The sequence below is a fragment of the Pseudomonas sp. NPDC088414 genome (assembly GCF_044753325.1).
GTDB lineage: Bacteria > Pseudomonadota > Gammaproteobacteria > Pseudomonadales > Pseudomonadaceae > Aquipseudomonas.
Window position 1 is genome coordinate 68,204 of the sequence record NZ_JBIVMY010000023.1, and the last position, 22,124, is coordinate 90,327.

Annotated in this window: 17 protein-coding genes and 1 pseudogene; 4 read left to right on the forward strand and 14 right to left on the reverse strand. The window is 60.3% G+C overall.

The features are described from left to right. Positions 1–56: 56 nt before the first annotated feature. Entirely contained in the window at positions 57–2,555 is a 2,499-nt protein-coding gene (gene plsB, locus ACIP8I_RS19065) for a glycerol-3-phosphate 1-O-acyltransferase PlsB (RefSeq protein WP_400763016.1), read from the reverse strand. Between the two features lie 236 nt (positions 2,556–2,791). On the opposite strand from plsB, the gene ACIP8I_RS19070 reads away from it, so the two are divergent. After that, complete coding sequence (locus ACIP8I_RS19070; RefSeq protein WP_003222087.1) at positions 2,792–3,001, forward strand: cold-shock protein; 210 nt, start codon at positions 2,792–2,794, stop codon at positions 2,999–3,001. 144 nt (positions 3,002–3,145) lie between these two features. Here the strand turns inward: ACIP8I_RS19070 and ACIP8I_RS19075 are convergent, their stop codons facing one another. From ACIP8I_RS19075 to ACIP8I_RS19090, 4 genes are all read right to left on the reverse strand, one after another. Further along, positions 3,146–3,523: a hypothetical protein gene (locus ACIP8I_RS19075; RefSeq protein ID WP_007964251.1), complete on the reverse strand. Its 378-nt coding sequence runs from the start codon at positions 3,521–3,523 to the stop codon at positions 3,146–3,148. 75 nt (positions 3,524–3,598) lie between these two features. Beyond that, positions 3,599–4,408, reverse strand: coding sequence for a putative RNA methyltransferase (locus ACIP8I_RS19080; RefSeq protein WP_400763019.1), 810 nt, complete (start codon positions 4,406–4,408; stop codon positions 3,599–3,601). Continuing rightward, positions 4,408–5,559: a succinyl-diaminopimelate desuccinylase gene (dapE, locus tag ACIP8I_RS19085; protein WP_400763021.1), complete on the reverse strand. Its 1,152-nt coding sequence runs from the start codon at positions 5,557–5,559 to the stop codon at positions 4,408–4,410. The genes ACIP8I_RS19080 and dapE overlap by 1 nt, the downstream gene beginning before the upstream one ends. Before the next feature lie 238 nt (positions 5,560–5,797). Continuing rightward, entirely contained in the window at positions 5,798–8,389 is a 2,592-nt protein-coding gene (locus ACIP8I_RS19090) for a glycosyltransferase (RefSeq protein ID WP_400763023.1), read from the reverse strand. Positions 8,390–8,772: 383 nt separating this feature from the next. Here ACIP8I_RS19090 and tcdA point away from each other — a divergent pair, with 383 nt between their 5' ends. Then, positions 8,773–9,591 (forward strand): tRNA cyclic N6-threonylcarbamoyladenosine(37) synthase TcdA, encoded by an 819-nt coding sequence (gene tcdA, locus ACIP8I_RS19095; protein WP_400763025.1) that lies wholly within the window; start codon positions 8,773–8,775, stop codon positions 9,589–9,591. A 132-nt stretch (positions 9,592–9,723) separates the two neighbouring features. Here the strand turns inward: tcdA and ACIP8I_RS19100 are convergent, their stop codons facing one another. The 4 genes from ACIP8I_RS19100 to ACIP8I_RS19115 form a co-directional block, all read right to left on the reverse strand. Next, positions 9,724–10,134 carry a SufE family protein gene (locus ACIP8I_RS19100; protein ID WP_400763027.1) on the reverse strand — a complete coding sequence of 137 codons (411 nt, stop codon included), beginning with the start codon at positions 10,132–10,134 and terminating at the stop codon, positions 9,724–9,726. After that, complete coding sequence (locus ACIP8I_RS19105; RefSeq protein WP_400763029.1) at positions 10,131–11,336, reverse strand: aminotransferase class V-fold PLP-dependent enzyme; 1,206 nt, start codon at positions 11,334–11,336, stop codon at positions 10,131–10,133. The genes ACIP8I_RS19100 and ACIP8I_RS19105 overlap by 4 nt, the downstream gene beginning before the upstream one ends. A gap of 130 nt (positions 11,337–11,466) precedes the next feature. Further along, positions 11,467–12,501: a 2,3,4,5-tetrahydropyridine-2,6-dicarboxylate N-succinyltransferase gene (gene dapD / locus ACIP8I_RS19110; RefSeq protein WP_003222105.1), complete on the reverse strand. Its 1,035-nt coding sequence runs from the start codon at positions 12,499–12,501 to the stop codon at positions 11,467–11,469. A gap of 32 nt (positions 12,502–12,533) precedes the next feature. Next, a complete protein-coding gene (locus ACIP8I_RS19115) occupies positions 12,534–12,896 on the reverse strand; it encodes an ArsC family reductase (RefSeq protein WP_003222107.1) in 363 nt (120 codons plus the stop codon). Between the two features lie 293 nt (positions 12,897–13,189). Between ACIP8I_RS19115 and ACIP8I_RS19120 the strand changes: the two genes are divergently transcribed. Then, entirely contained in the window at positions 13,190–14,821 is a 1,632-nt protein-coding gene (locus ACIP8I_RS19120) for a Na+/H+ antiporter (RefSeq protein ID WP_400763032.1), read from the forward strand. 20 nt (positions 14,822–14,841) lie between these two features. On the opposite strand, the gene ACIP8I_RS19125 is transcribed toward ACIP8I_RS19120, so the two are convergent. From ACIP8I_RS19125 to map, 5 genes and pseudogenes are all read right to left on the reverse strand, one after another. Continuing rightward, entirely contained in the window at positions 14,842–15,492 is a 651-nt protein-coding gene (locus ACIP8I_RS19125) for a hypothetical protein (protein WP_400763034.1), read from the reverse strand. A 259-nt stretch (positions 15,493–15,751) separates the two neighbouring features. Continuing rightward, positions 15,752–16,489 (reverse strand): M12 family metallopeptidase, encoded by a 738-nt coding sequence (locus tag ACIP8I_RS19130; RefSeq protein WP_400763036.1) that lies wholly within the window; start codon positions 16,487–16,489, stop codon positions 15,752–15,754. Between the two features lie 117 nt (positions 16,490–16,606). Next, positions 16,607–17,806, reverse strand: a complete 1,200-nt coding sequence (dapC, locus tag ACIP8I_RS19135; protein WP_400763038.1) for a succinyldiaminopimelate transaminase — start codon at positions 17,804–17,806, stop codon at positions 16,607–16,609. Between the two features lie 209 nt (positions 17,807–18,015). After that, positions 18,016–20,718: a [protein-PII] uridylyltransferase gene (locus ACIP8I_RS19140; RefSeq protein WP_400763040.1), complete on the reverse strand. Its 2,703-nt coding sequence runs from the start codon at positions 20,716–20,718 to the stop codon at positions 18,016–18,018. Positions 20,719–20,759: 41 nt separating this feature from the next. Continuing rightward, positions 20,760–21,596 (reverse strand): annotated as a pseudogene (gene map, locus ACIP8I_RS19145) (type I methionyl aminopeptidase); the annotation flags it as partial. A gap of 320 nt (positions 21,597–21,916) precedes the next feature. Here map and rpsB point away from each other — a divergent pair. Then, positions 21,917–22,124 (forward strand): 30S ribosomal protein S2 (gene rpsB, locus ACIP8I_RS19150; protein WP_400763042.1); only part of this gene is annotated, 208 nt, incomplete at its 3' end.

The following is a 22,124-nucleotide window of genomic DNA, read 5'->3' on the forward strand; positions in this document are numbered from 1 at the left end:
CCATGAATCAACTAACGGGGCCATTGAAGTGTGCGCCCGTTAGTTGTCAGCAAGTTTCAGACTTGTGGCGTATCTGCTGTTTCGGCGGCATCTTCACTGCGATGCAAGGCCACCTGACGAATCGACAGACGAATCTCCGCCGGCAACACGCGTTTGGCTGCGCCTTCGGCCAGTTCGCCGAGCAGTTCGTGATAGCTCAACTTGCCGGCTTCGTCGCGGCGCAGCACGTCCAGATCGAGCATCGTCTGGATGAAGTGGCGGAACAGGCTCTTGTCGAAGAACTCCGGGGCGTTCAAACCGTGGAGGATCGACAGGCGCTGGGCCATGACCGTGCACAGGTCTTCCAGTTCTTCGGCGCTGATGCTGTGCTGGCCGCTGTTGAGCAGCAGGGACACGGTCATGTAGAAACGCTGCAAGGTTTGCGCGATGCTTTTCGACAGCAGGGTCAGCAACACAAAGTGCCGCGAGCTTGGCGCCGGACGCATATACACGTCCTTCTCGAAACGCAGCAGGCCTTGCTCGACAAACGCTTCCAGCCATTGGTCGACCACGCCGTCCAGTTCGTCCAGCGACCAGCGAATGAACAGCTCCGCCTGCAGGTACGGATACAGCGCGCGGGTGTAGCGCAGGATCTGCTCGCGACTCATGCGCGAGGTGCTCTGGAAGAAGCTCGCCAGCAGCGCCGGCAGGGCGAAGATGTGCAGCACGTTGTTGCGGTAGTAGGTCATCAGGACGGCGTTCTGCTCGTCCAGATAAAGAATCTTGCCCAGCGCATCGTTCTGCTCGGACAGCAGATCCATGTCCTTCACATGCTCGATCAGCGCCCGACCATCGCCTTCGGGCAACGTGGTGTGCGGCGAGTACGGGACTTTGCGCAACAGCGCCAGATACAGATCCAGCACCCGCGCCATGGCCCGATCGTCCAGTGCCAGGCGGGTGGTCGAGAGCAGCGCCAGCGCCACCAGATTGACCGGGTTGATCGCCGCGGCTTCGTTCAAGTGCTGCGCGACTTTTTCGCCGAGTCGGTTGGTGGTCTCGTTGAGCCACGCCGGTTTGTATTGCGGGCCGAGTTCCTGTTGGCGCCAGTCTGGCTGTTCGCTGTCGAGAAATTCCGCCAGTTTGATCGGCTCGCCGAAGTTCACCGCGACCTGACCGAAGCGCTGCTTGAGCGCGCCGATGACTTTGAAGATGTCGAAGATCGACTCTTTCTTCTTGCTTGCACCGCGCAGTTCGCCGAGGTAGGTGCGACCTTCCAGCACGCGCTCGTAACCGATGTACACCGGCACGAAGACGATCGGCATCCGCGATGAACGCAGGAAGCTGCGCATCGTGATCGCGAGCATCCCGGTTTTCGGTTGCAGCATGCGCCCGGTGCGCGAGCGGCCGCCCTCGACGAAGTATTCGACCGGGAAACCTTTGGTGAACAGGGTGTGCAGGTATTCGTTGAACACCGAGGTGTACAGCGGATTGCCCTTGAACGTGCGGCGCATGAAGAACGCGCCGCCACGGCGCAGCAGGCTGCCGATCACCGGCATGTTCAGGTTGATCCCGGCGGCGATGTGCGGCGGGGTCAGGCCGTTGCGAAACAGCAAGTACGACAGCAGCAGGTAGTCGATGTGGCTGCGGTGGCACGGCACGTAGATCACTTCGTGACCCTGGGCGACCTTCTGCACGCCTTCGATGTGGTTGACCTTGATCCCGTCGTAGATCTTGTTCCAGAACCAGCTCAGCACCACTTCGAGGAAACGGATCGCGGTGTAGGTGTAGTCCGAGGCGATCTCGTTACCGTAGCGCAGGGCCTGGGCCTTGGCTTTTTCCGGGGAGATGTTCTCGCGTTCGGCTTCGTCGAGGATCGCTTGCTTGACCAAGGGCTGGTTGAGCAAGCCCTTGACCAAGTTACGGCGGTGGGAAATGTCCGGGCCGATCACGGCGGCTTTCAGATTGCGGAAGTGCACGCGCAGGATGCGCTGGGCCATGCGCACGGTGCGTTCGTGGCCCTTGTTGTGCTCGATTAGTTCGCGCAGGTGGATCGGCGCCGAGAACTGCACGCGGGTCTTGCGCCCGAGGACGATGATGCTCAGCAGGCGACGCAGACGCCCGGTGACCGCCCAGCTGTCGGCGAACAGCAGCTTCCACGGACTGTTTTCGCTGTCCGGCGACTGGCCCCAGAACACGCTGACCGGAATGATCTGCGCGTCTTCGGCGGCGTTCTGGGTCAGGGCGCTGACCAGACGGGTCAGGGTCGGCGGTGCGCCGCGCTTGTCCTGCCGGCCGAGCCAGTCCGGATCCGGCGTCAGATAGAAAAACGCGGCTGGTTCGATCAACGGCCCGACGGACACCGGCAGCACCGGGCGCGGCAGGCCGGCCTTGGTGCACTCGGTGTCGACCACCGCCAGATCGGTGAGCGAAGGGTTTTGCAGGACGTAGAACACCGGACGACTGCGGTCGAGGTTGAGGGTGAACGACGACTGGTTGATCGTCTCCGAGCGAACCCAGAGGTACAACAGTCGGCGCAAGGTGCCAAACACTAGACGGCGGAACGGGGAACGGGTCATACGGCTTCTGCGTGAGTTGATAAAACCGAGCAGATGCTCGGGGGCGGACAGTTTGCCGGATTCATCGAAAATCGGCAAAAAAGCGGCGAAGTAATCTCCTGTTGAGAGTTTTTGCGCCTGTCATATACTCGGCAATCTGTCGCCGGGGCCCTTTATGGACGTCGGGCGCAGGCTGACGTTCCGCAAAGGCTTTCCTGCGAAAAGCCTGTTCAATAATAAAAAAGGAGTATGAACAGATGGCAACACGTGAAACCGGCAATGTGAAGTGGTTCAACGACGCCAAGGGCTATGGCTTCATCCAGCGCGACGACGGGGTGGACGTGTTCGTGCACTACCGCGCGATCCGCGGCGAAGGGCATCGCTCGCTGACTGAAGGTCAGCAGGTTGAATATGCGGTGGTGACTGGCGAGAAGGGGTTGCAGGCTGAGGATGTGGTAGGTCTGTAGCGCAAACCTTCAGAACGCCAAAAACCATTGTAGGAGTGAGCCTGCTCGCGATTGCGTAGCACCAGTCGATATCAATGTTGACTGATGCACCGCAATCGTCGGAACGCCGCCCGGAGCAGGCTCACTCCTACATGGGATCTTCGTTTAAGCGGTTTTCCAGGTGATCTCTTCTTCACCATCGGCGCTGATGCGAATCCAGCGATCCGCCGTTTCCTCACCTTCTTCCTCGACCCAGGTGCCCGGCGCGCAACGCACTTCGACGTTCAGCGCGGCAAAGGCGGCGCGGGCGCAGGCGATGTCGTCGTCCCATGGGGTCGCATCGCTTTCCAGGTACAGGCTGTTCCACTTGCCCACGGCTTTCGGCAGCCAGGTCACCGGGATGTTGCCGGCCTTGCACTTGTAGGTCTGGCCTTTCTGTACCCAGTCGCTGCACGGGCCCAGAGCCTCACCGAGCCAGGCGGAAATCGCCTTGTGGTCGACGTCGGCGTCTTTCAGGTAAATCTCAATATCCGGTTGGCGCATGGATGTCCTCACTGCGGTTCTGAAAAATCCATTCGCGGATTTAGCCGGCCCCGGGCACTTGCCCGAGACCAAAAATTATTGAAGAACGAAATAATCGTAGCGCATCGACACGGTGGTCACGAACGGCTCGGGCTGTTCGATCACTGCGGCGCGGCGTTCGGCACTGGCGCGCCAGCCGTGGGGTGTCATCGCCAACAGGTTGGCGCGATCCTCGGGCTTGTCCAGCGTCAGTTGGAATTCCAGGGTTTCGCTGTGCGCCAGCGCCATGCCTTCGGGCACTAATGCCAGATGCTTGTCGTCGGTGTACTCGCGCACTTCGTCGTACAGGCGTTCGCGCAGTTCCATCAAGTGGCCGCTGGTCGGGCCGACCTTCATCAGGCCGCCGCCGACGCTGAGCAGGCGCTTGGCTTCCTCCCAGTCCAGCGGACTGAACACGCTGGCAAGAAACTGGCAACTGCCCGACGCCAACGGCACGCGGGCCATGCTGGCGATCAACCAGGTAAGCGCCGGGTTGCGCTTGCACGCGCGTTTCACCGCCTCGCGGGAGATGTCCAGCGCGTAGCCATCGGCATCCGGCAAAGCTTCGGCGATTTGTGCGGTGTAGTAACCCTCGCCGCAACCGATATCGACCCAGCGTGCCGGCACATAACTCGCCGCCAGCTCGGCCAGACGCTTGGCCACCGGCGCGTAATGCCCGGCGTTCAAGAAGTCGCGGCGTGCCTCGACCATCGCCTGATTGTCGCCAGGATCACGGCTGTTCTTGTGCTGTACCGGCAACAGGTTCAGGTAACCCTGACGCGCACGGTCGAAGCGGTGGCCGGCGGGGCAGACCACGCCGTTGTCCACCGCATTGAGCGGTTCACTGCAGATCGGGCACGCGAGCATCAGGCGAGCAACTTGATCAGGGTCTGGTAGTAGATCTCGGTCAGCACGTCGAGATCGGCCGCCAGCACACGCTCGTTGACCTGGTGAATGGTCGCGTTGACCGGGCCCAGCTCAACCACTTGGGTGCCCATGGTCGCGATGAAACGACCGTCGGATGTACCGCCGCTGGTCGACGCCTTGGTCTCGCGGCCGGTGATGTCCTTGATGCTCGACGACACCGCGTCGAGCAGCGCGCCCGGCTCGGTGAGGAACGGCAGGCCGGACAGCGCCCAGTCGATGTGCCAGTCCAGACCGTGTTTGTCGAGGATGTCGGCCACGCGTTTCTGCAGGCCTTCGACGGTGGATTCGGTGGAGAAGCGGAAGTTGAACACCGCCACCAGATCACCCGGGATCACGTTGGTCGCGCCGGTGCCCGAGTTGAGGTTGGAAATCTGGAAACTGGTCGGCGGGAAGAAATCGTTGCCGTGGTCCCAGTGCTCGGCGGCCAGTTCGGCCAGCGCCGGGGCGGCGAGGTGGATCGGGTTCTTCGCCAGGTGCGGGTAGGCCACGTGACCCTGCACACCGCGCACGGTGAGCTTGGCGCCCAACGAGCCGCGACGACCGTTTTTCACTACATCACCGACCAGCGTGGTGCTCGACGGTTCGCCGACGATGCACCAGTCCAGACGTTCCTTGCGCGCGACGAGACGTTCTACCACAGCCTTGGTGCCGTGGTGCGCCGGGCCTTCTTCGTCGCTGGTGATCAGGAACGCGACCTTGCCCTTGTGATTCGGGTAGTCGGCGACGAAGCGCTCGGCGGCCACGGTCATCGACGCCAGGCTGCCTTTCATGTCCGCCGCGCCACGGCCGCAGAGCATGCCGTGTTCGTCGATGACGGCGTTGAACGGGTCAATCTGCCAGGCGGTCACCGGACCGGTCGGCACCACGTCGGTATGGCCGGCGAAGCACAGCACCGGGCCGTCGTCATTGCCGTGGGTGGCCCAGAAGTTGTCCACATCCTCGATGCGCATCGGCTCAAGGGTGAAACCGGCATCGCCCAGGCGCTGCATCATCTGCTTCTGGCAATCGGCGTCGACCGGCGTCACGGACGGACGGCGGATCAGGTCGATGGCGAGTTGGAGGGTCGACGAAAGGTCGGCGTGGGCCGTCATGGGAAACTCCGGGAGCTTGAAATTGGGCTGGGGCCACTGTGGGAGCGAGCTTGCTCGCGAAAGCGGTGTATCAGGCAACTTAAGGGTTGAATGTTACAAAGCCTTCGCGAGCAAGCTCGCTCCCACAGGGATTGGGTTCGGTCGGTTACACCGCGTATCACGCCAAGCCCCGCAAAATGGCGGTTATCTTAAAGCAAAACGGCGACCATTGGCCGCCGTTTAGTGCTTCGAAGAAGAATTAGACGACAGGCGTCGGCTCAGGCGCAGCGGCCGGTTTCGGCAGCGACGAGAGGAACGCCATGATCAGCGCCGCGACGTACGGCAGCGACTGCACCAGCAGCATTGCGACCCAGAAACGCATGTCGTTGCTCGGTATGCCCTGCACCAGGTAGATCCCCAGCGCCGCGCCCCACAACAGCAGCATGATGAACAGCTCTTCGCGTGCCTCGGAAATCGCCACCCAGAAGCCGTGGTTGTCGGCGTTTTTCGGCGTGCGGAAGAACGGAATGCTGCTGGTGAAGAAGCCGTACAGCACCGCTTTGGCGATGGTGTGCGACAACGCCAGTCCGGCCAGTGCCGCGCAGAACGCATCCTTGAGGTTCACGCCGACGGCGCGACGGTAGAGGAAGATGATCTTGCCGACCTTGAACACGAACAGCGCCAATGGCGGGATGGCGAAAATCAGCAGCGGCGGATCGACCCGTTGCGGCACGATGATCATCGCCGCCGACCACAGCAGGGCGCCGACGGTGAAGAAGATGTTCATGCCGTCCGCGACCCACGGCAGCCAGCCCGCGAGGAAGTGGTAACGCTGGCCACGGGTCAGCTCGGTGTCCTTGCCGCGCAGCAGGCTGCGGGTGTGGCGCTTGATGATCTGGATTGCGCCGTAGGCCCAGCGGAAACGCTGCTTCTTGAAGTCGATAAACGTATCCGGCATCAGACCCTTGCCGTAACTATCGTGGTAATACGCCGCCGACAGGCCTTTTTCGAACACGCGCAGACCGAGTTCGGCGTCTTCACAGATGCACCAGTCGGCCCAGCCCAGCTCTTCCAGAACCGAACGCCGGGTCATGGTCATGGTGCCGTGCTGGATGATCGCGTCGCGGTCGTTACGGGTGACCATGCCGATGTGGAAGAAGCCTTTGTATTCGGCGTAGCAGAGCTTCTTGAAAGTACTTTCGTTCTGGTCGCGGTAGTCCTGCGGCGACTGCACCACGGCGATTTTCGGATCGGCGAAGTGCGGCACCATGTGCTTGAGCCAGTTCGGGTGCACGCAGTAGTCGGAGTCGATCACCGCGATGACTTCGGCGTCCTTGGCGGTGTGCGGAATCAGGTAGTTCAGCGCGCCGCCCTTGAACCCGGCCAGGGGCGATACGTGGAAGAACTTGAAACGCGGGCCGAGGGTTGCGCAGTAGTCACGCACCGGCTCCCACACGGCCGGGTCTTTGGTGTTGTTGTCGATGATCAGGACTTCATAGTCCGGGTAATCGAGAGCGGCCAAGGCGTCGAGGGTCTGTTTGACCATGTCCGGCGGCTCGTTGTAGCAGGGCACGTGAATCGAGACTTTCGGCCGGTAGTGCGAATCACCGATCACCGGCAGGAATTCCCGCCGACGCTTGTGAATCCACACCGCTTCGGCCAGTTCGTGGGCCTCGGTCAGCAGCACGATGAACACCCCGAGCGCACCGAGCGCCAGGAGGAAACCCACCGTCAGGCTGAACCACGTGCTGTATTGCTGGCTGTAGTCATAGCCGATCCACACCAGCACCGAGCCGCAAAGGAACGCGATAAAGGTCAGGAAGGTCCGGCCACGCTGGCGCAGGGCCGAGCCGTCGATCATCAGCAGGGTCAGCGACAGCAGTGCCAAGACCACCGAGCCGATGGCCAGCACGCGCCATTGCGGGATGGCGACGACCGGGCCTTCGAAGTTGAATTTCTGCTGGCGCGCGGCGTTGAACACGCCCCAGTAAGCGCCCACCGAACCTTCATCACTGGCCTTCCACGGCTGGTCGAAGGCTTCGATCACGAAGTAGTTGAAGCCCTGACGGTTGAGTTTGTTGACCAGCGTGCGCAGGTAGATCGCCTGATCCGCCGGCGACGCATCGGCGCCACCGCGCATGCGACCGTTGCTCGGCCAGCCGACTTCGGACAGCAGCAACGGTTTTTTCGGGAACAGCTTTTTCAGGTCGCGGGCGCGGTCGAAAACAAACTGCCCGGCCTTGTCCACCGGAATGAATTCCCAGTACGGCAGCACGTGCGCGGCGATCAGGTCGACGTGCTTGGCAAGTTGCGGGTATTTTTCCCAGATATGCCACTGTTCGGAGGTTGTGACCGGTACTTTCACCGCTGCGCGAACACGATCCAGCAGGACGATCAGTGCCTCGGGAGTGATCTCCTCTCGAAACAATGCTTCGTTACCAACCACCACGCGAACAACACTGCGCGAAGAGTTCGCCAGTTCGATGGCTTTCGCGATCTCGCGCTCGTTGCGTTCCTGATCGGGGCTGATCCAGATCCCGAGGGTCACGCGCAGACCGAACTCTTCCGCCAGTTTCGGGATGTCCTGCAGCGAACCGTCGACCGAGTAGATGCGGATGTTGTCCGTCAGCTTGCTCATGATCTCCAGGTCGCGGCGCATTTCGTCGTCAGTCGGATACTGATCCTTCTGTGGGAATTGGCCCTGCTGAAATGGCGAATAGGAGAAACCGGAGATCTGCTCCGGCCAGTTGGGCGCGGAGACCGGGCGGTTGATCAGCGCCCAGAAACCGGTGAACAGGGCGGCGATTGCCAGAACCACCACCAGGTTGAGACCAAATTTACGCGATGACATAGCTATTTCGGGTTCCAAAGGCTGTGGAACGAAGGAACGGTTCGGCTTACGCCAAAAGGGCGCGAATCCTACACCGGCAGTTCACTGGTCGTACACCGGACAGGGAAATGCCCGATGTTGGGCAGTCCAACCTGATTTAAGTTCTTTAGTAACAGCTTGTAAGAGAAAACTTTGTTGTTCAGTTATAGCAATTCCCAGTGGCGAGGGAGCTTGCTCCCGCTGGACTGCGAAGCAGGCCGCTTTTTGAGGGCCGCTTCGCGACCCAGCGGGAGCAAGCTCCCTCGCCACAAAGGTTGTGTGAAAACGGCTGTGGTTGCCGTTCATAGCGTCAAAGATGCTCTTGGCCGCCGACGGCCCTATAATGCGCGCCGGTTTTTGGGGTAATGGTCATGAGTACAGAAGATCCACGGTTTGCAGGCATCGCCCGTTTGTATGGCATCGAGGGCCTCGAGCGCCTGCGTGCGGCCCATGTGGCGATTGTCGGCGTCGGTGGTGTCGGTTCCTGGGCGGCGGAAGCCATGGCCCGCTGTGGCGTCGGCGAAATTTCGCTGTTCGACCTCGATGACGTCTGCGTCAGCAACGCCAACCGCCAGTTGCACGCGCTGGACAGTACCGTCGGCAAACCCAAGGTCGAGGTGATGGCCGAGCGTCTGCGCGGGATCAACCCGGACTGCACCGTGCATGCGGTGGGGGATTTCGTTACCCGCGACACCATGGCCGAATACATCACGCCGAACATCGACTGCGTGATCGACTGCATCGACGCGGTCAACGCCAAGGCTGCGCTGATCGCCTGGTGCAAACGTCGCAAGATTCAGATCATTACCACTGGCGGTGCCGGTGGGCAGATCGATCCGACGCTGATTCAGGTCTGCGACCTCAACCGCACGTTCAACGATCCGTTGGCCTCGAAAGTGCGTTCGACGTTGCGTCGCGACTATGGCTTCTCGCGTACCGTGACCCGCCATTACAGCGTACCGTGTGTGTTTTCCACCGAGCAACTGCGCTATCCGAAACCGGATGGCAGCATCTGTTTGCAGAAGAGTTTTGTCGGCGACGGGGTGAAGCTCGACTGCGCCGGCGGGTTTGGCGCGGTGATGATGGTCACGGCGACGTTCGGCATGGTCGCGGCGACCAAGGCAGTGGACAAGATTGTGGCGGGTGTGCGGCGGCCGGCGGATAGGGGCAAGCCTCAGGTCTGATCTGTGAGGCTGATGCCCTCATCGCTGGCAAGCCAGCTCCCACAATTCCCTTGTAGGAGCTGCCGCAGGCTGCGATCTTTTGATCCTGATTTTTAAAAAGCAAGATCAAAAGATCGCAGCCTGCGGCAGCTCCTACAGGGTGGTGGCCAGTTCATTCATGCGCTTGAGCACGGCATTCAAGCCATTGCTGCGCGACGGCGATAGCTGACGCGAAAGTCCCAGCTGATTGAACCAGTCCGGCAAGTCCACCTGCTGCAACTCGCCAGCGCTCAAACCGTTGACCCGCAACAGCAGCAACGCCACCAATCCGCGAATCATCCGCGCATCGCTGGCAGCGCTGAACTGCCAGTGGCCGTCCTGCAATTCCCCCACCAGCCACACCTGACTCTCACAGCCATGCACCCGGTTGGCCTCGCATTTGTCCGCGTCATCCAGCGGTGGCAGACGATCGCCAAACTGCATCAGCAACCGTGCGCGTTGTTCCCAACCGGCAGCATTCTGAAAAGTCAGCAACGCTTCGGCGGCGGCCAGCGGCAGGCTCATCGCAGCAACTCCAGGGCCTGATCCAGCGCTTCGAAGAAACGTTCCAGATCCTCGGAATCGTTGTACAGCGCCAGCGACACACGGATCGCGCCCGCCAGTTCGAAGCTTTTCAGCAACGGCATTGCGCAATGATGCCCGGCGCGCACGGCGATGCCTTGCTCGGTCAGCAGGTGCGCCAGATCGGCGTTGTGCACACCTTCGACAACAAAACTCGCCAGCGCCAATTGCGGCTTGCCCAGCAGGCGAATGCCGTTACGCGCGGCGAGGCCTTGCAGCAGATAGGCGTGCAGCGCCGCTTCGTGGGCCGACACCGCGTCCTGATCCAGCCCGGCCAGATAGTCGAGGGTCGCGCCGAGGCCGATCACGCTGGCAATCGGCGGCGTACCCGCCTCGAAACCCAGCGGGGCAGGGCGGAAGCGTGAATCGTGATAGTTGGCTTCCAGCACCATTTCGCCGCCGAACTGCCACGGCTGCAGTTGCTCAAGTGCGGTGTTGCGCCCGAACAGCACGCCGAGGCCATCGGGGCCGTACAGCTTGTGGCTGGAAAACACATAGAAGTCGCAACCCAGCGCCTGCACGTCGTGGCGACCATGCACCACACCTTGGGCGCCATCGACCACGGTCAGCGCGTTGTGCGCCTTGGCCATCGCCAGCAGCGCCGGTAACGGTTGCCAGGCACCGAGCACGTTGGACAGCTGGCTGACCGCCAGCAAGCGGGTGCGCGGGGTGATCAGGCGCACGGCGGCGCCGAGGTCGATCACCCCGTCGGCGTCCAGCGGCAGGATCACCAGTTTCAGCTCGCGACGCTGTGCCAGTTGCTGCCACGGCAGCAAGTTGGCGTGATGCTCCAGGGCGCTGATGACAATCTCATCGCCCGGGCGGAAAAGATGTTCCAGGCCATAGGCCAAGAGATTCAGCGCACTGGTGGCGCCGTGAGTGAAGACGATCTGCCCGCTGTCACCGGCATTCAGCCACTGGGCAACCTTGAGCCGACTGTCTTCGAACGCCTGCGTGGCGTGGGCGCCGGGCAGGTGCTGCGCGCGATGCACATTGGCCGCGCCATTGGCGTAGTAATGCGTCAGTGCGTCGAGCAGGGCCTGGGGTTTTTGCGTGGTGGCGGCATTGTCCAGATAGGTCTGGTCTTGCCGTTGCAGGGCGGCGATGGCCGGAAAGTCGGCGCGCCACGGGGAGGGAATCATCATCTGTTCAGCCCTGTGAACTTGGGCGGGGTGTACGCCAGACTTGTAGGAGTGAGCCTGCTCGCGATAGCGTCCGCAAGGACGCCAAAAGCATCGCGAGCAGGCTCACTCCTACAATGGATCGTCTAAACGCTTAGTTGTGAGCGTGCAGCGCTTCGTTCAGCTCGATCGCCGATTTGTGGGTTTTGCACTCCACGGCACCGGTTTCCGAATTGCGACGGAACAGCAGGTCAGTCTGACCGGCCAGCTCACGCGCCTTCACAACCTTGACCAGGTTGTTGTGCTCGTCGAGCAGCGCGACCTTGGTGCCGGCGGTCACGTACAGGCCCGACTCGACGGTGTTGCGGTCGCCCAACGGAATACCGATACCGGCGTTGGCGCCGATCAGGCAGCCTTCGCCAACCTTGATCACGATGTTGCCGCCGCCCGACAGGGTGCCCATGGTCGAGCAACCGCCGCCCAGGTCCGAGCCCTTGCCGACGAATACGCCAGCGGAAACGCGGCCTTCGATCATGCCCGGGCCTTCGGTGCCGGCGTTGAAGTTGATGAAGCCTTCGTGCATCACGGTGGTGCCTTCGCCCACGTAGGCGCCCAGGCGCAGACGTGCCGCGTCAGCGATACGCACACCGGCCGGCACCACGTAGTCGGTCATTTTCGGGAACTTGTCCACCGAGAACACTTCCAGCAGCTCGCCACGCAGACGCGCTTCGAGTTGCATCTCGGCCAGTTCGCTCAGGTCGATTGCGCCCTGGCTGGTCCAGGCCACGTTCGGCAGCAGCGGGAAGATCCCGGCCAGGCTCACGCCGTGCGGCTTGACCAGACGATGCGACAGCAGGTGCAGCTTGAGGTAGGCCTCTGGCGTCGAGGTCAGCTGTGCGTCTTCGGCCAGCAGGGTGGCGACCAGCGGTTTGTGGCTCTCGGCCAGACGGGTCAGCAGTTTGCCTTGAACGGCGTCGATGCCTTTGACCGCTTCAGCCAGTTGCGCCGCCTGCGCGGTGGTGAAGGTGATGGCCTGGTTGCCTTCGGTGTAGCCGAGGATCGGCGCAACGGCAGCGACCAGTTCGGCCGACGGGTTGAGCAGTGGCTGGGCGTAGAACACTTCCAGCCACGCGCCTTGACGGTTCTGAGTGCCGACACCAAAGGCGATGCTGAACAGAGAGTTGGACATGTGAATACCTCTAGCAATAAGTGACGGGCTGCTTACTTGAGTGCGGCCGCGTAGATGTCTGGCTTGAAGCCAATCAGGGTTCGGTCACCGAGATCGAGCACCGGGCGCTTGATCATCGAGGGTTGAGCGAGCATCAGTTCGATGGCTTTCGACTGGTCGAGATCGGCTTTACGTTCGTCGTCGAGTTTGCGAAAGGTCGTGCCTGCACGGTTCAACACCGTTTGCCAGCCGTGCTCGTCACACCATTGGGTCAGGTGCTCACGGTCGATGCCGGCGGTTTTGTAATCGTGGAAGTCGTAGCTGACAGCGTGTTCATCGAGCCAGGTGCGCGCCTTCTTCATGGTGTCGCAGGCTTTGATGCCGAAAAGGTGCAACGTTTTACTTGAAACGGTCAAGGAATCGCCCCCTTTACAGGTGCTGGAAAAAAATGGTGTCGGATTATGCCATGACCAAAGCGTTTCGCGGCGCCCGGCTTCATTTGGCAATGCAAAACCCTGTGGGAGCGAGCTTGCTCGCGAAGGGGGCGTGTCAGTCAAAATCTCTGTTAATGACAAACCGTATTCGCGAGCAAGCTCGCTCCCACATTGGAATGGCGTTGCGGGCGTGCGACATAGGTGCAAACGCCAGACGCATGCTAAGCGGCTAATATGGCAGTTCAACGCTGTCGATTGTCTGAGATTTCCGCTTTATGCAAACCGCTTACACCGTCCTGATCCTGCTGATGCTGGTCAGCGTCTCGCGTCTGGTAGGACGGGTCATCCCGCTGCCGCTGCCCCTCGTGCAAATCGCTGCCGGTGCCTTGCTGGCCTGGCCGACACTGGGCCTGCACGTCGCGCTGGACCCCGAACTGTTCCTGTTTCTGTTCCTGCCGCCGCTGCTGTTTTCCGACGGTTGGCGCATGCCCAAACGCGAGTTCTGGCACCTACGTGGGCCGATCCTGACGCTGGCGGTCGGGCTGGTGCTGTTCACCGTGGTCGGCGCCGGGTACTTCATTCACTGGCTGCTGCCGAGCATTCCGCTGCCGGTGGCCTTCGCGCTGGCCGCCGTGCTGTCGCCGACCGATGCCGTGGCGGTCTCGGCGATCTCGCAGAACCGCTTGCCGACGCCGCTGATGCACATCCTGCAAGGCGAGGCGCTGATGAACGATGCGTCGGGTCTGGTGACGTTCAAGTTTGCCTTGGTGGCGGCGGTGACCGGGGTGTTCTCGCTGGCCAATGCCAGCCTGACGTTCGTGCTGGTGGCGGTCGGGGGCTTGGCCGTCGGTGTCGCGCTGAGCTGGCTGGTCGGGCGCTTGCGCGCGTGGATGATCGCCCGTGGCTGGGACGACCCGGCCACCCACGTGGTGTTCATGTTGTTGCTGCCGTTCGCCGCCTATGTATTGGCCGAGCGACTGGGCGCTTCGGGGATTCTGTCGGCCGTCGCGGCGGGCATGATGCAGAGCTGGCTCGATCTGTTGCCCCGACAGACCAGCACCCGCCTGCTCAATCGCAGTGTCTGGTCGCTGCTGGAATTTGCCTTCAACGGCCTGATCTTTCTGCTGCTGGGCCTGCAACTGCCGGACATCATCAAAGCGGTGGTCAGCCACGAACCGACGCTGTGGCCGACGCTGCTGTACCGCGGCCTCGACGTGGTGGCGATTTTCCTTGCCCTGGTGCTGTTGCGCTTTATCTGGGTGCAAAGCATCTGGCGCTTGTCAGTGCTGTTGCGCCGTTTGCGCGGCAAGGGCGACCTGACGCAAGTGCCAACCGCGCGATCCTGCTGGCTGTTGACCGTTGGCGGGGTGCGCGGGGCGGTGACGCTGGCCGGTGTGATGTCGGTGCCGATGTTGATGGGCAGCGAGGCGTTCCCCGAGCGTGATCTACTGATCTTCATCGCCGCCGGGGTGATTCTGTTGTCGCTGATTTGTGCCTGCATCGCCTTGCCGTTGCTGCTGCGCGGCATCGAGAAAAGCCCGGACGACAAGCGTCGTCAGGAAGTGCGCGATGCCTGGCGCAAGACTGCCGAGGCGGCGATCCATGCGCTGGAAACCGAAGAGGTCGCGCCGCAGGATGCCGCCCAAGCCGCGCTCTCGGCGGAACTCAAGGCACGGATCATGTCCGAGTATCGCCATCAACTCGAGGTGTTCAACGATTCTGCAGAGGCGCAGGCGCTGGCGTTCCAGATGGACCTGCTCGAACGCCGTCTGCGGCTCAAGGCGCTGCGTGCGCAGCGCCTTGAGCTCTATAGTCTCAGCCGTCAGCACCAGATCGGGGACGACGTGTTGCGCGAAGTATTGGCAGACCTGGATTTAAGCGAAGCGAATCTGGGACAGGTCAAATAGCTGTTCGCTGTCGGATGATCTTACTGACTTGTTGCTGCCGGATAGGGATAGGCCTTCGCCATGAAGGCTTTATCCTTGTCGCTCAAACTGAAATTTAAAAGGTTCTGGAAGTCGCCTTGTGTCCAGGACTGATAAATGACGTAGTGCATGATCGATTTTCGGTCGTACTCCGAATAAATGCTCGCGCTGGGATCTGCACGATCCAGATACCATTGGTGCAGTCTTTTACGCGTCTCTCTGCCTTGAGCGTCATCATCTTCCGGATTTTCGGTGATTCCATGCAGCGCGTAGATGGCTGGTTTGTCCCAGGGAATATCTGCCACGGGATTGGTCTGTTCATGCTCCGCGCCCAGCATATGACCGAACTCATGCATGACATTGGCGGCAAAGTAACGTGGCAGGCTCGGATGCGGCCAGAGTTTCATGGTCGGCTCATCGGGATATAACAGGGCATCCGTACCTATCCGAGACGAAAACGTTCCTTCTTCACTGAGTATGCGGATGTCGCCTGCTTCACCCTCGACGAAATCGAACCTCAGGTTGATGTGCGGCAACCAGTTGCTGGCAGCGGCGATGGTCGCATCCTTGAATGCCTGCGTGCCGTTGAGGAAGGCGATGCGCAGTGTGCTGCCAGGCGTCCAGAATTTTGCCGGATTGTTCTTGGCCCACATTTTATTGAATCTCCCGCGTGCGCTTGATGTTGCGGCAGTCAAGTGTGTGTTCGGGTTTTTTGTTTGGCTGAAGCCGTGTCAGGTACATAATTGAACATCCATGTTTTCGATAGTGAAATTTGACTTTTTGAGTTGTTTGTTATTTTCGAAAAGTCATTTGAGTGGGGGGGTAGTAGCAGAGCTTGAGTAGGTAAATTGATTGTGTAAGGTTTTTATGGCGGATTACCGTGTCAGAAGCACTGGCACGGAAAGTCCCGATTCAACGTGGGTAAATCAAGCGCATGAGCTCTTTGTCTTTCTCACTGATTTCACGGTTTATCGGGTTTGCCCAATTGCCAAGTGTCAAATTGTTGGAAATCGGATGGTGCATGATGGATTTTCGATCGTAGGGTAAATAAAGCGCGTCGGCATCGTTAAAAGGGGTGAATATGTTGTCGTCAACTTGGCCTCGCGACAGAGGATCTAACGGTCTGTTTTGATAGTAGTTGTAAACATTTTCTTTGTTCCAGGGGATTTGCGCCTTGGGGTGCTGGTGTTCGTGCATCGCGCCCAGTGCGTGGCCAAACTCATGCGTGACGACGGTCTCGAAGTCTTCGTGTTCGGGGTCGATGCCAAGCCACATGGTTGGCGTGTCAGGAAACATCTCCAGTGCGTCGGTGCCCAGAAATGAACTGTTCCCAACGCCCTCTGTGGAAATTCGGATGTGACCCTCTGCGCCCTCGACGAACTCAAATTTCAAACTGATATAAGGAAGCCAGCGTTCGGCGGCGGCAATGATTTTCTTTTTGTGTTCCGGAGTTGGATTGTCCATGAACGCTATTTTCAGGGTGGATCGGCTTGGCCAGGTTTTGGAGTAGTGCACTAAAGCACGTTTTTTTCGGCTGTTTCCGAGACTCTTGGCTTTTGCCTCTTTAGGCGGTTCCTGAAGTGTGCAGTATTGAAAACTATCCATATTTTTGTTTTCTTCCTTGATTTGTTTTAGTTGTTTTTTGCGCATGCAAAAGATCACTGCGCAAGATTAAGCTTTGGGCAGTGTCTGGAATAGTCGTAAAGTGGTTTTAAATGTAACTTGGGGATGTGTCCGTGCCAGATGACTGGCACGGATATTAGAAAGTTAGTGTTGGCGGGTAATGAAGTCGCGAATCCGTTCTGCTGCTTCAACACATTCAGCCAACGGTGCAACCAGCGCCATCCGCACTCGGCCTGCGCCTGGATTGACACCGTCTGCTTCGCGCGACAGATACGAGCCTGGCACCACGGTCACGTGTTCCTGTTCGAACAAGTCGCGACAGAATGCGGCATCGTCACCGGCCACGTTCGGCCACAGGTAGAAGCTGCCGTCCGGACGCTGCACGTCCATCACCGGGCTGAGGATCGCCAGAACGGCGTCGAACTTTTCGCGGTACAGCGCACGGTTGGCGCGAACGTGCACTTCGTCATTCCAGGCGGCGACGCTGGCCAGTTGGGTTTGCACCGGCATCGCGCAGCCGTGGTAGGTGCGGTACAGCAGGAAGCCCTTGAGCACGTCGGCGTCACCGGCGACGAACCCGGAGCGCAGCCCCGGCAGGTTCGAACGCTTGGACAGGCTGTGGAACACCACGCAACGCTTGAAGTCCTTGCGGCCCAATTCGACGCAGGCGCTGAGCAGGCCCGGCGGCGGGGTCTGTTCGTCGAAGTACAGTTCGCTGTAGCACTCGTCGGCGGCGATCACGAAGTCGTATTCGTCGGCCAGAGCGATGAGTTTTTTCAGCACATCGACAGGAATCAGCGCGCCGGTCGGGTTGCCAGGGGAGCACAGAAACAGGATCTGGCAGCGTTTCCAGATATCTGGCGACACAGCGTCGAAATCCGGGTTGAAGCCGTTTTCGTCCAGGCACGGCAGGTAGTGCGGCTTGGCCCCGGCGAGAAACGCTGCGCCTTCGTAGATCTGATAGAACGGGTTCGGGCTGACCACCAGTGCATCGTCACCGCGGTTGACCACGGTCTGGGTGAAGGCGAACAGCGCTTCGCGGGTACCGTTGACCGGCAGCACATTGCGCGCCGGATCAATCCAGCCGCTCGGCACGCCGAAGCGACGTTCACACCAGCCGGCGATGGCTTCGCGCAGGGCCGGGATGCCGAGGGTGGTCGGATACACCGCCATTTGATCCAGATTGTTCGCCAGCGCTTCGGCGACAAAGCTTGGCGAGCGGTGTTTCGGCTCGCCGATCGACAGGGCGATCGGGCGTTTGTCCGGGTTCGGGGTCACAGTGCCAAGCAAGGCACGGAGCTTTTCGAACGGGTAGGGCTGGAGCTGGTTCAGAGCGTTGTTCATGGGGGCCTCGTTCAATGTGGAAAGAAAACTCTGATACTGACCAATGCACAAAATCTGTAGGAGTGAGCCCGCTCGCGATGAGGGCTGCACATTCAACATCCATGCAAACTGATGTGCCGCTATCGCGAGCAGGCTCGCTCCTACAGGGGGGTGATTAACAGGTTGGTATCGGAGTGATCCTTCCCACCGGGGTAATGGATTAATTCAATTCAAATACTGATGCGCGAAAGCTTGATATCCGGTTCCTGATTGACGCTCAGTTGCTCGACGATTGCATCCTGCAGGCGGCTGCACAGCAGCGGGTCGGAGAGCGGCTGGTTGTGGGCGTCGGTGATGAAGAACACGTCTTCCACCCGTTCGCCCAAGGTCGCAATCTTGGCGTTCTGCAGCGACAGGTCGAATTCGAGGAAGATCCCGCCGATGCGTGCCAGCAAACCCGGGCGATCCGGTGCCGTCAGTTCCAGCACCGTCACCGGACGCTGGGCGTCGTTGTGGATCGTCACCTGCGGCGCAAAGGCGAAGTGCTTGAGCTGGCGCGGCACCCGGCGCTGGATGATCGTCGGGTAGTCGTCAGGGTTGCGCAGGGCTTCGGTCAGGCCGTCGCGGATCTGTTTGATCCGGGTCGGGTTGTCGCCGATGGATTCACCGTCGTTGTCGAGCACGATGTAGGTATCGAGGGTGAACTGGCTGCTCGAGGTGATGACCCGGGCGTCGTGAATGTTCAGGTTGAGCTGGTCCATCGCGGCCACAGTCACCGCGAAAAAGTCGTGCTGGTCGGGGGCATAAATGAAGATCTGCGTGCCACCCTCGAACTCGCGTTGGGTGGTTTCCTTGATCAGCACCAGCGGGCCGCCATCGGCCGGCTGCTGCAGGATCGCGTCACTGTGCCAGGCCACATCGCCGGCGGTGTGACGCAGGAAATAGTCATCACCTAACTGCGCCCACAACTGCTCGACGTCGTCCGGATCGGTGCCGCCGCGCACCAGGATGTCCAGTGCCGCGCTCTGGGTCTGGCGAATCTGCTCTTCGCGATCGACCGGGTTTTCCAGGCCTCGGCGCAGGGCACGCTTGGTCTCGGTGTAGAGCTGGCGCAACAGGCTGGCGCGCCATGAGTTCCACAGGGTCGGGTTGGTCGCGTTGATGTCGGCCACGGTCAGCACGTACAGGTAGTCCAGACGGGTTTCGTCGCTGACGATTTGCGCGAAGTCGTGGATCACCTGGGGATCGGACAGATCCTTGCGCTGCGCGGTGGTCGACATCACCAGATGGTTCTGTACCAGCCAGACGATCAGGCGGCTGTCCCACAGCGGCAACTGATGGCGCTGGCAGAACGCTTCGGCATCGACCGCGCCGATGTCCGAGTGATCGCCATGCCGGCCTTTGCCGATGTCGTGGTACAGACCGGCCATGTAGATCAGTTCGGGCTTGGGCAGTTTGGCCATGAGCTTGGCGGCCAACGGGAATTTTTCCGACACCTGGGTGTACTGCAACTTACGCAGGTGTTTGATCAGGTTCAGGGTGTGCGCATCGACCGTATAGATGTGGAACAGGTCATGCTGCATCTGCCCGACGATGAAGCCGAACTCCGGCAGATAGCGCCCGAGGATGCCGTAGCGGTTCATCCGGCGCAGGTTGCGGTGCACGCCGATCTTGCACTTGAACAGCTCGATGAACAGGCTGGTGTTGCGGATATCGTTGCGGAAGTTGTCGTCGATCAGGTGCCGGTTTTCGCGCAGCAGACGAATGGTGTCGGCGCGCACGCCTTTGATTTCCGGCTGCTGGGCCATCAGCACGAAGATCTCGAGCATGGCGAACGGCGTGCGGCGGAACACGTTGTCGTTGCGTGCTTCGATGTAGCCGTCGTGCAACTGGAAGCGCGAATTGATTGGCTGCGGCGGCGCTTCGTCTTCCGGGGCGAGGATCACTTCCTCGAAATGCTGGATGATCAGGTCGCTGAGCTGGGCGATGCTCATCACCACGCGGAAGTACTGCTGCATGAAGTTTTCGACCGCCTGTTTGGCGTCGTCGCCTTCAAAACCGAGCAGGCCGGCGATGGTCCGTTGATGATCGAACAACAGGCGGTCTTCGGAGCGCCCGGCGAGCATGTGCAGGGCGTAACGCACTTTCCAGAGAAATTCCTGGGAGGACGCCAACAGGGCGTTTTCGCTTTCGACCAGGAAACCTTCGCCGGCCAGAGCGCGCAGGTTCAGGGTGCCGTACTGACGCCGGGCCACCCACAGAATCGTCTGAATATCCCGCAGGCCGCCGGGCGAGCCTTTGACGTTGGGTTCCAGGTTGTATTCGGTGTCGTTGTACTTGTGGTGACGGGCCTTTTGCTCGGCGCGCTTGGCCAGGAAAAACTCCTTGGCCGGCCACATGTGCGCGGTGCTGGTGACATCGAGCATGCGCTGGCGCAGACGTTCGGGGCCGCAGATGGTGCGGCTTTCCATCAGGTTGGTGACCACCGTCAGGTCGGCGCGGGCCTCTTCGGCGCATTCGTCGACCGAGCGCACGCTCTGACCGACTTCCAGGCCGATATCCCACAGCAGCGTCAGAAAACGCTCGATGGAATCGCGGAAGACTTCGTGATCGGCGCTGTCGAGCAGGATCAGCAGGTCGATGTCGGAATAGGGGTGCAACTCACCCCGGCCGTACCCGCCGACCGCGACCAGCGCGATATCGGCGTCTTCGCTCCAGTTGAACTGCTCCCAGGCCTTTTGCAGGATGTTGTCGACGAACCACGCCCGGTCTTCGATCAGCCGGCGGATGTCGCGGCCACTGCGAAAGCGCGTGTCGAGGACCTCGCGAGCCTGGCGGATCGCCTTCTTGAACGCCGCGATGGGACTCGCTTTCAGGGCCAGTTCAGCCTGGAACTGGCCGCGGTCGAAGAGTTCGGGATCCACCTGCGGCATCGATTGGCTTTCCTTCTATAAGGCTGGGAGCGTTCTTGGGATCAGGCCGAGACGCGCGGGATGGTGTCGTCGGCGCGCAGGGTGAAGATCTCGTAGCCGGTGTCGGTCACCAGCAGGGTGTGTTCCCACTGCGCCGAGAGCTTGCGGTCCTTGGTGATCGCGGTCCAGCCGTCGCCCAGTACCTTGGTGTCGGCCTTGCCCTGGTTGATCATCGGCTCGATGGTGAAGGTCATGCCGGCCTTCAGTTCCATGCCGGTGCCGGCACGGCCGTAATGCAGGATCTGTGGCTCTTCGTGGAACACCTTGCCGATGCCGTGGCCGCAGAATTCGCGAACCACCGAGAAGCCGTTCTTTTCCGCGTGCTTCTGGATGATTTCACCGATGTCGCCGAGGCGGCAGCCAGGCTTGACGATTTCGATCGCCTTGTACATGCATTCCTGGGTGACCTGCGACAGGCGCTCGGCCCAGACCGGCACTTCGCCGACGTGGAACATGCGGCTGGTGTCGCCGTGGTAGCCGTCCTTGATCACGGTGACATCGATGTTCAGCGTGTCGCCATTCTTCAGTGGCTTGTCATTCGGAATGCCGTGGCAGACCACGTGGTTGATCGAGGTGCAGATCGACTTCGGGTAGCCCTTGTAGTTGAGCGGGGCAGGGATGGCCTGCTGCACGTTGACGATGTATTCGTGGCAGATCTGGTTCAGTTGATCGGTGGTCACGCCCGGTTTGACGTGTTCGGCAATCATTTCCAGCACATCGGCGGCCAGTTTGCCGGCGACACGCATGCCAGCGATGTCCTCGGGGGTTTTGAGGTTGACGGTCATACAGGCTCTCTCTGCGCTCGGCGGCGCTTGCTGATACGGACGAGGGTGGCAGGTGTGCGATTTGCGACCCTGAAAAACCCGATTCTAACAGACGAAAGGCGCAAATCCGCGCCTGCATGCATCGTCTCTCTCTATACAATGGTGGGCCTTGAGGCGATTCCAAGGGGGCTGCGCCCATGTCCCTGGTGCGATTACAGATTCCGGGTTCCGTTTCTGCGCACCCTGTGGTATAAAATGCGCCGCTTTCCGGGGATACCCCGAAAAGCTTAAATCCACACACGTGTCGACACGATGACCTGGGTGCCTTTGGCTTTATGCTACTGGTTGGTCATTGGGATACGTGGAGGCCAAACCCGACTTATTAAGGAACTATCATGTCCCAAGTCAACATGCGCGATATGCTGAAGGCCGGTGTGCACTTCGGTCACCAAACCCGTTACTGGAATCCGAAAATGGGTAAGTACATTTTCGGCGCGCGTAACAAGATTCACATCATCAACCTTGAAAAAACCCAGCAAAAGTACAAAGAAGATATGAAATTCTTATATAAAATGTCAAAGGGCAACAAAAATATTCTGTTCG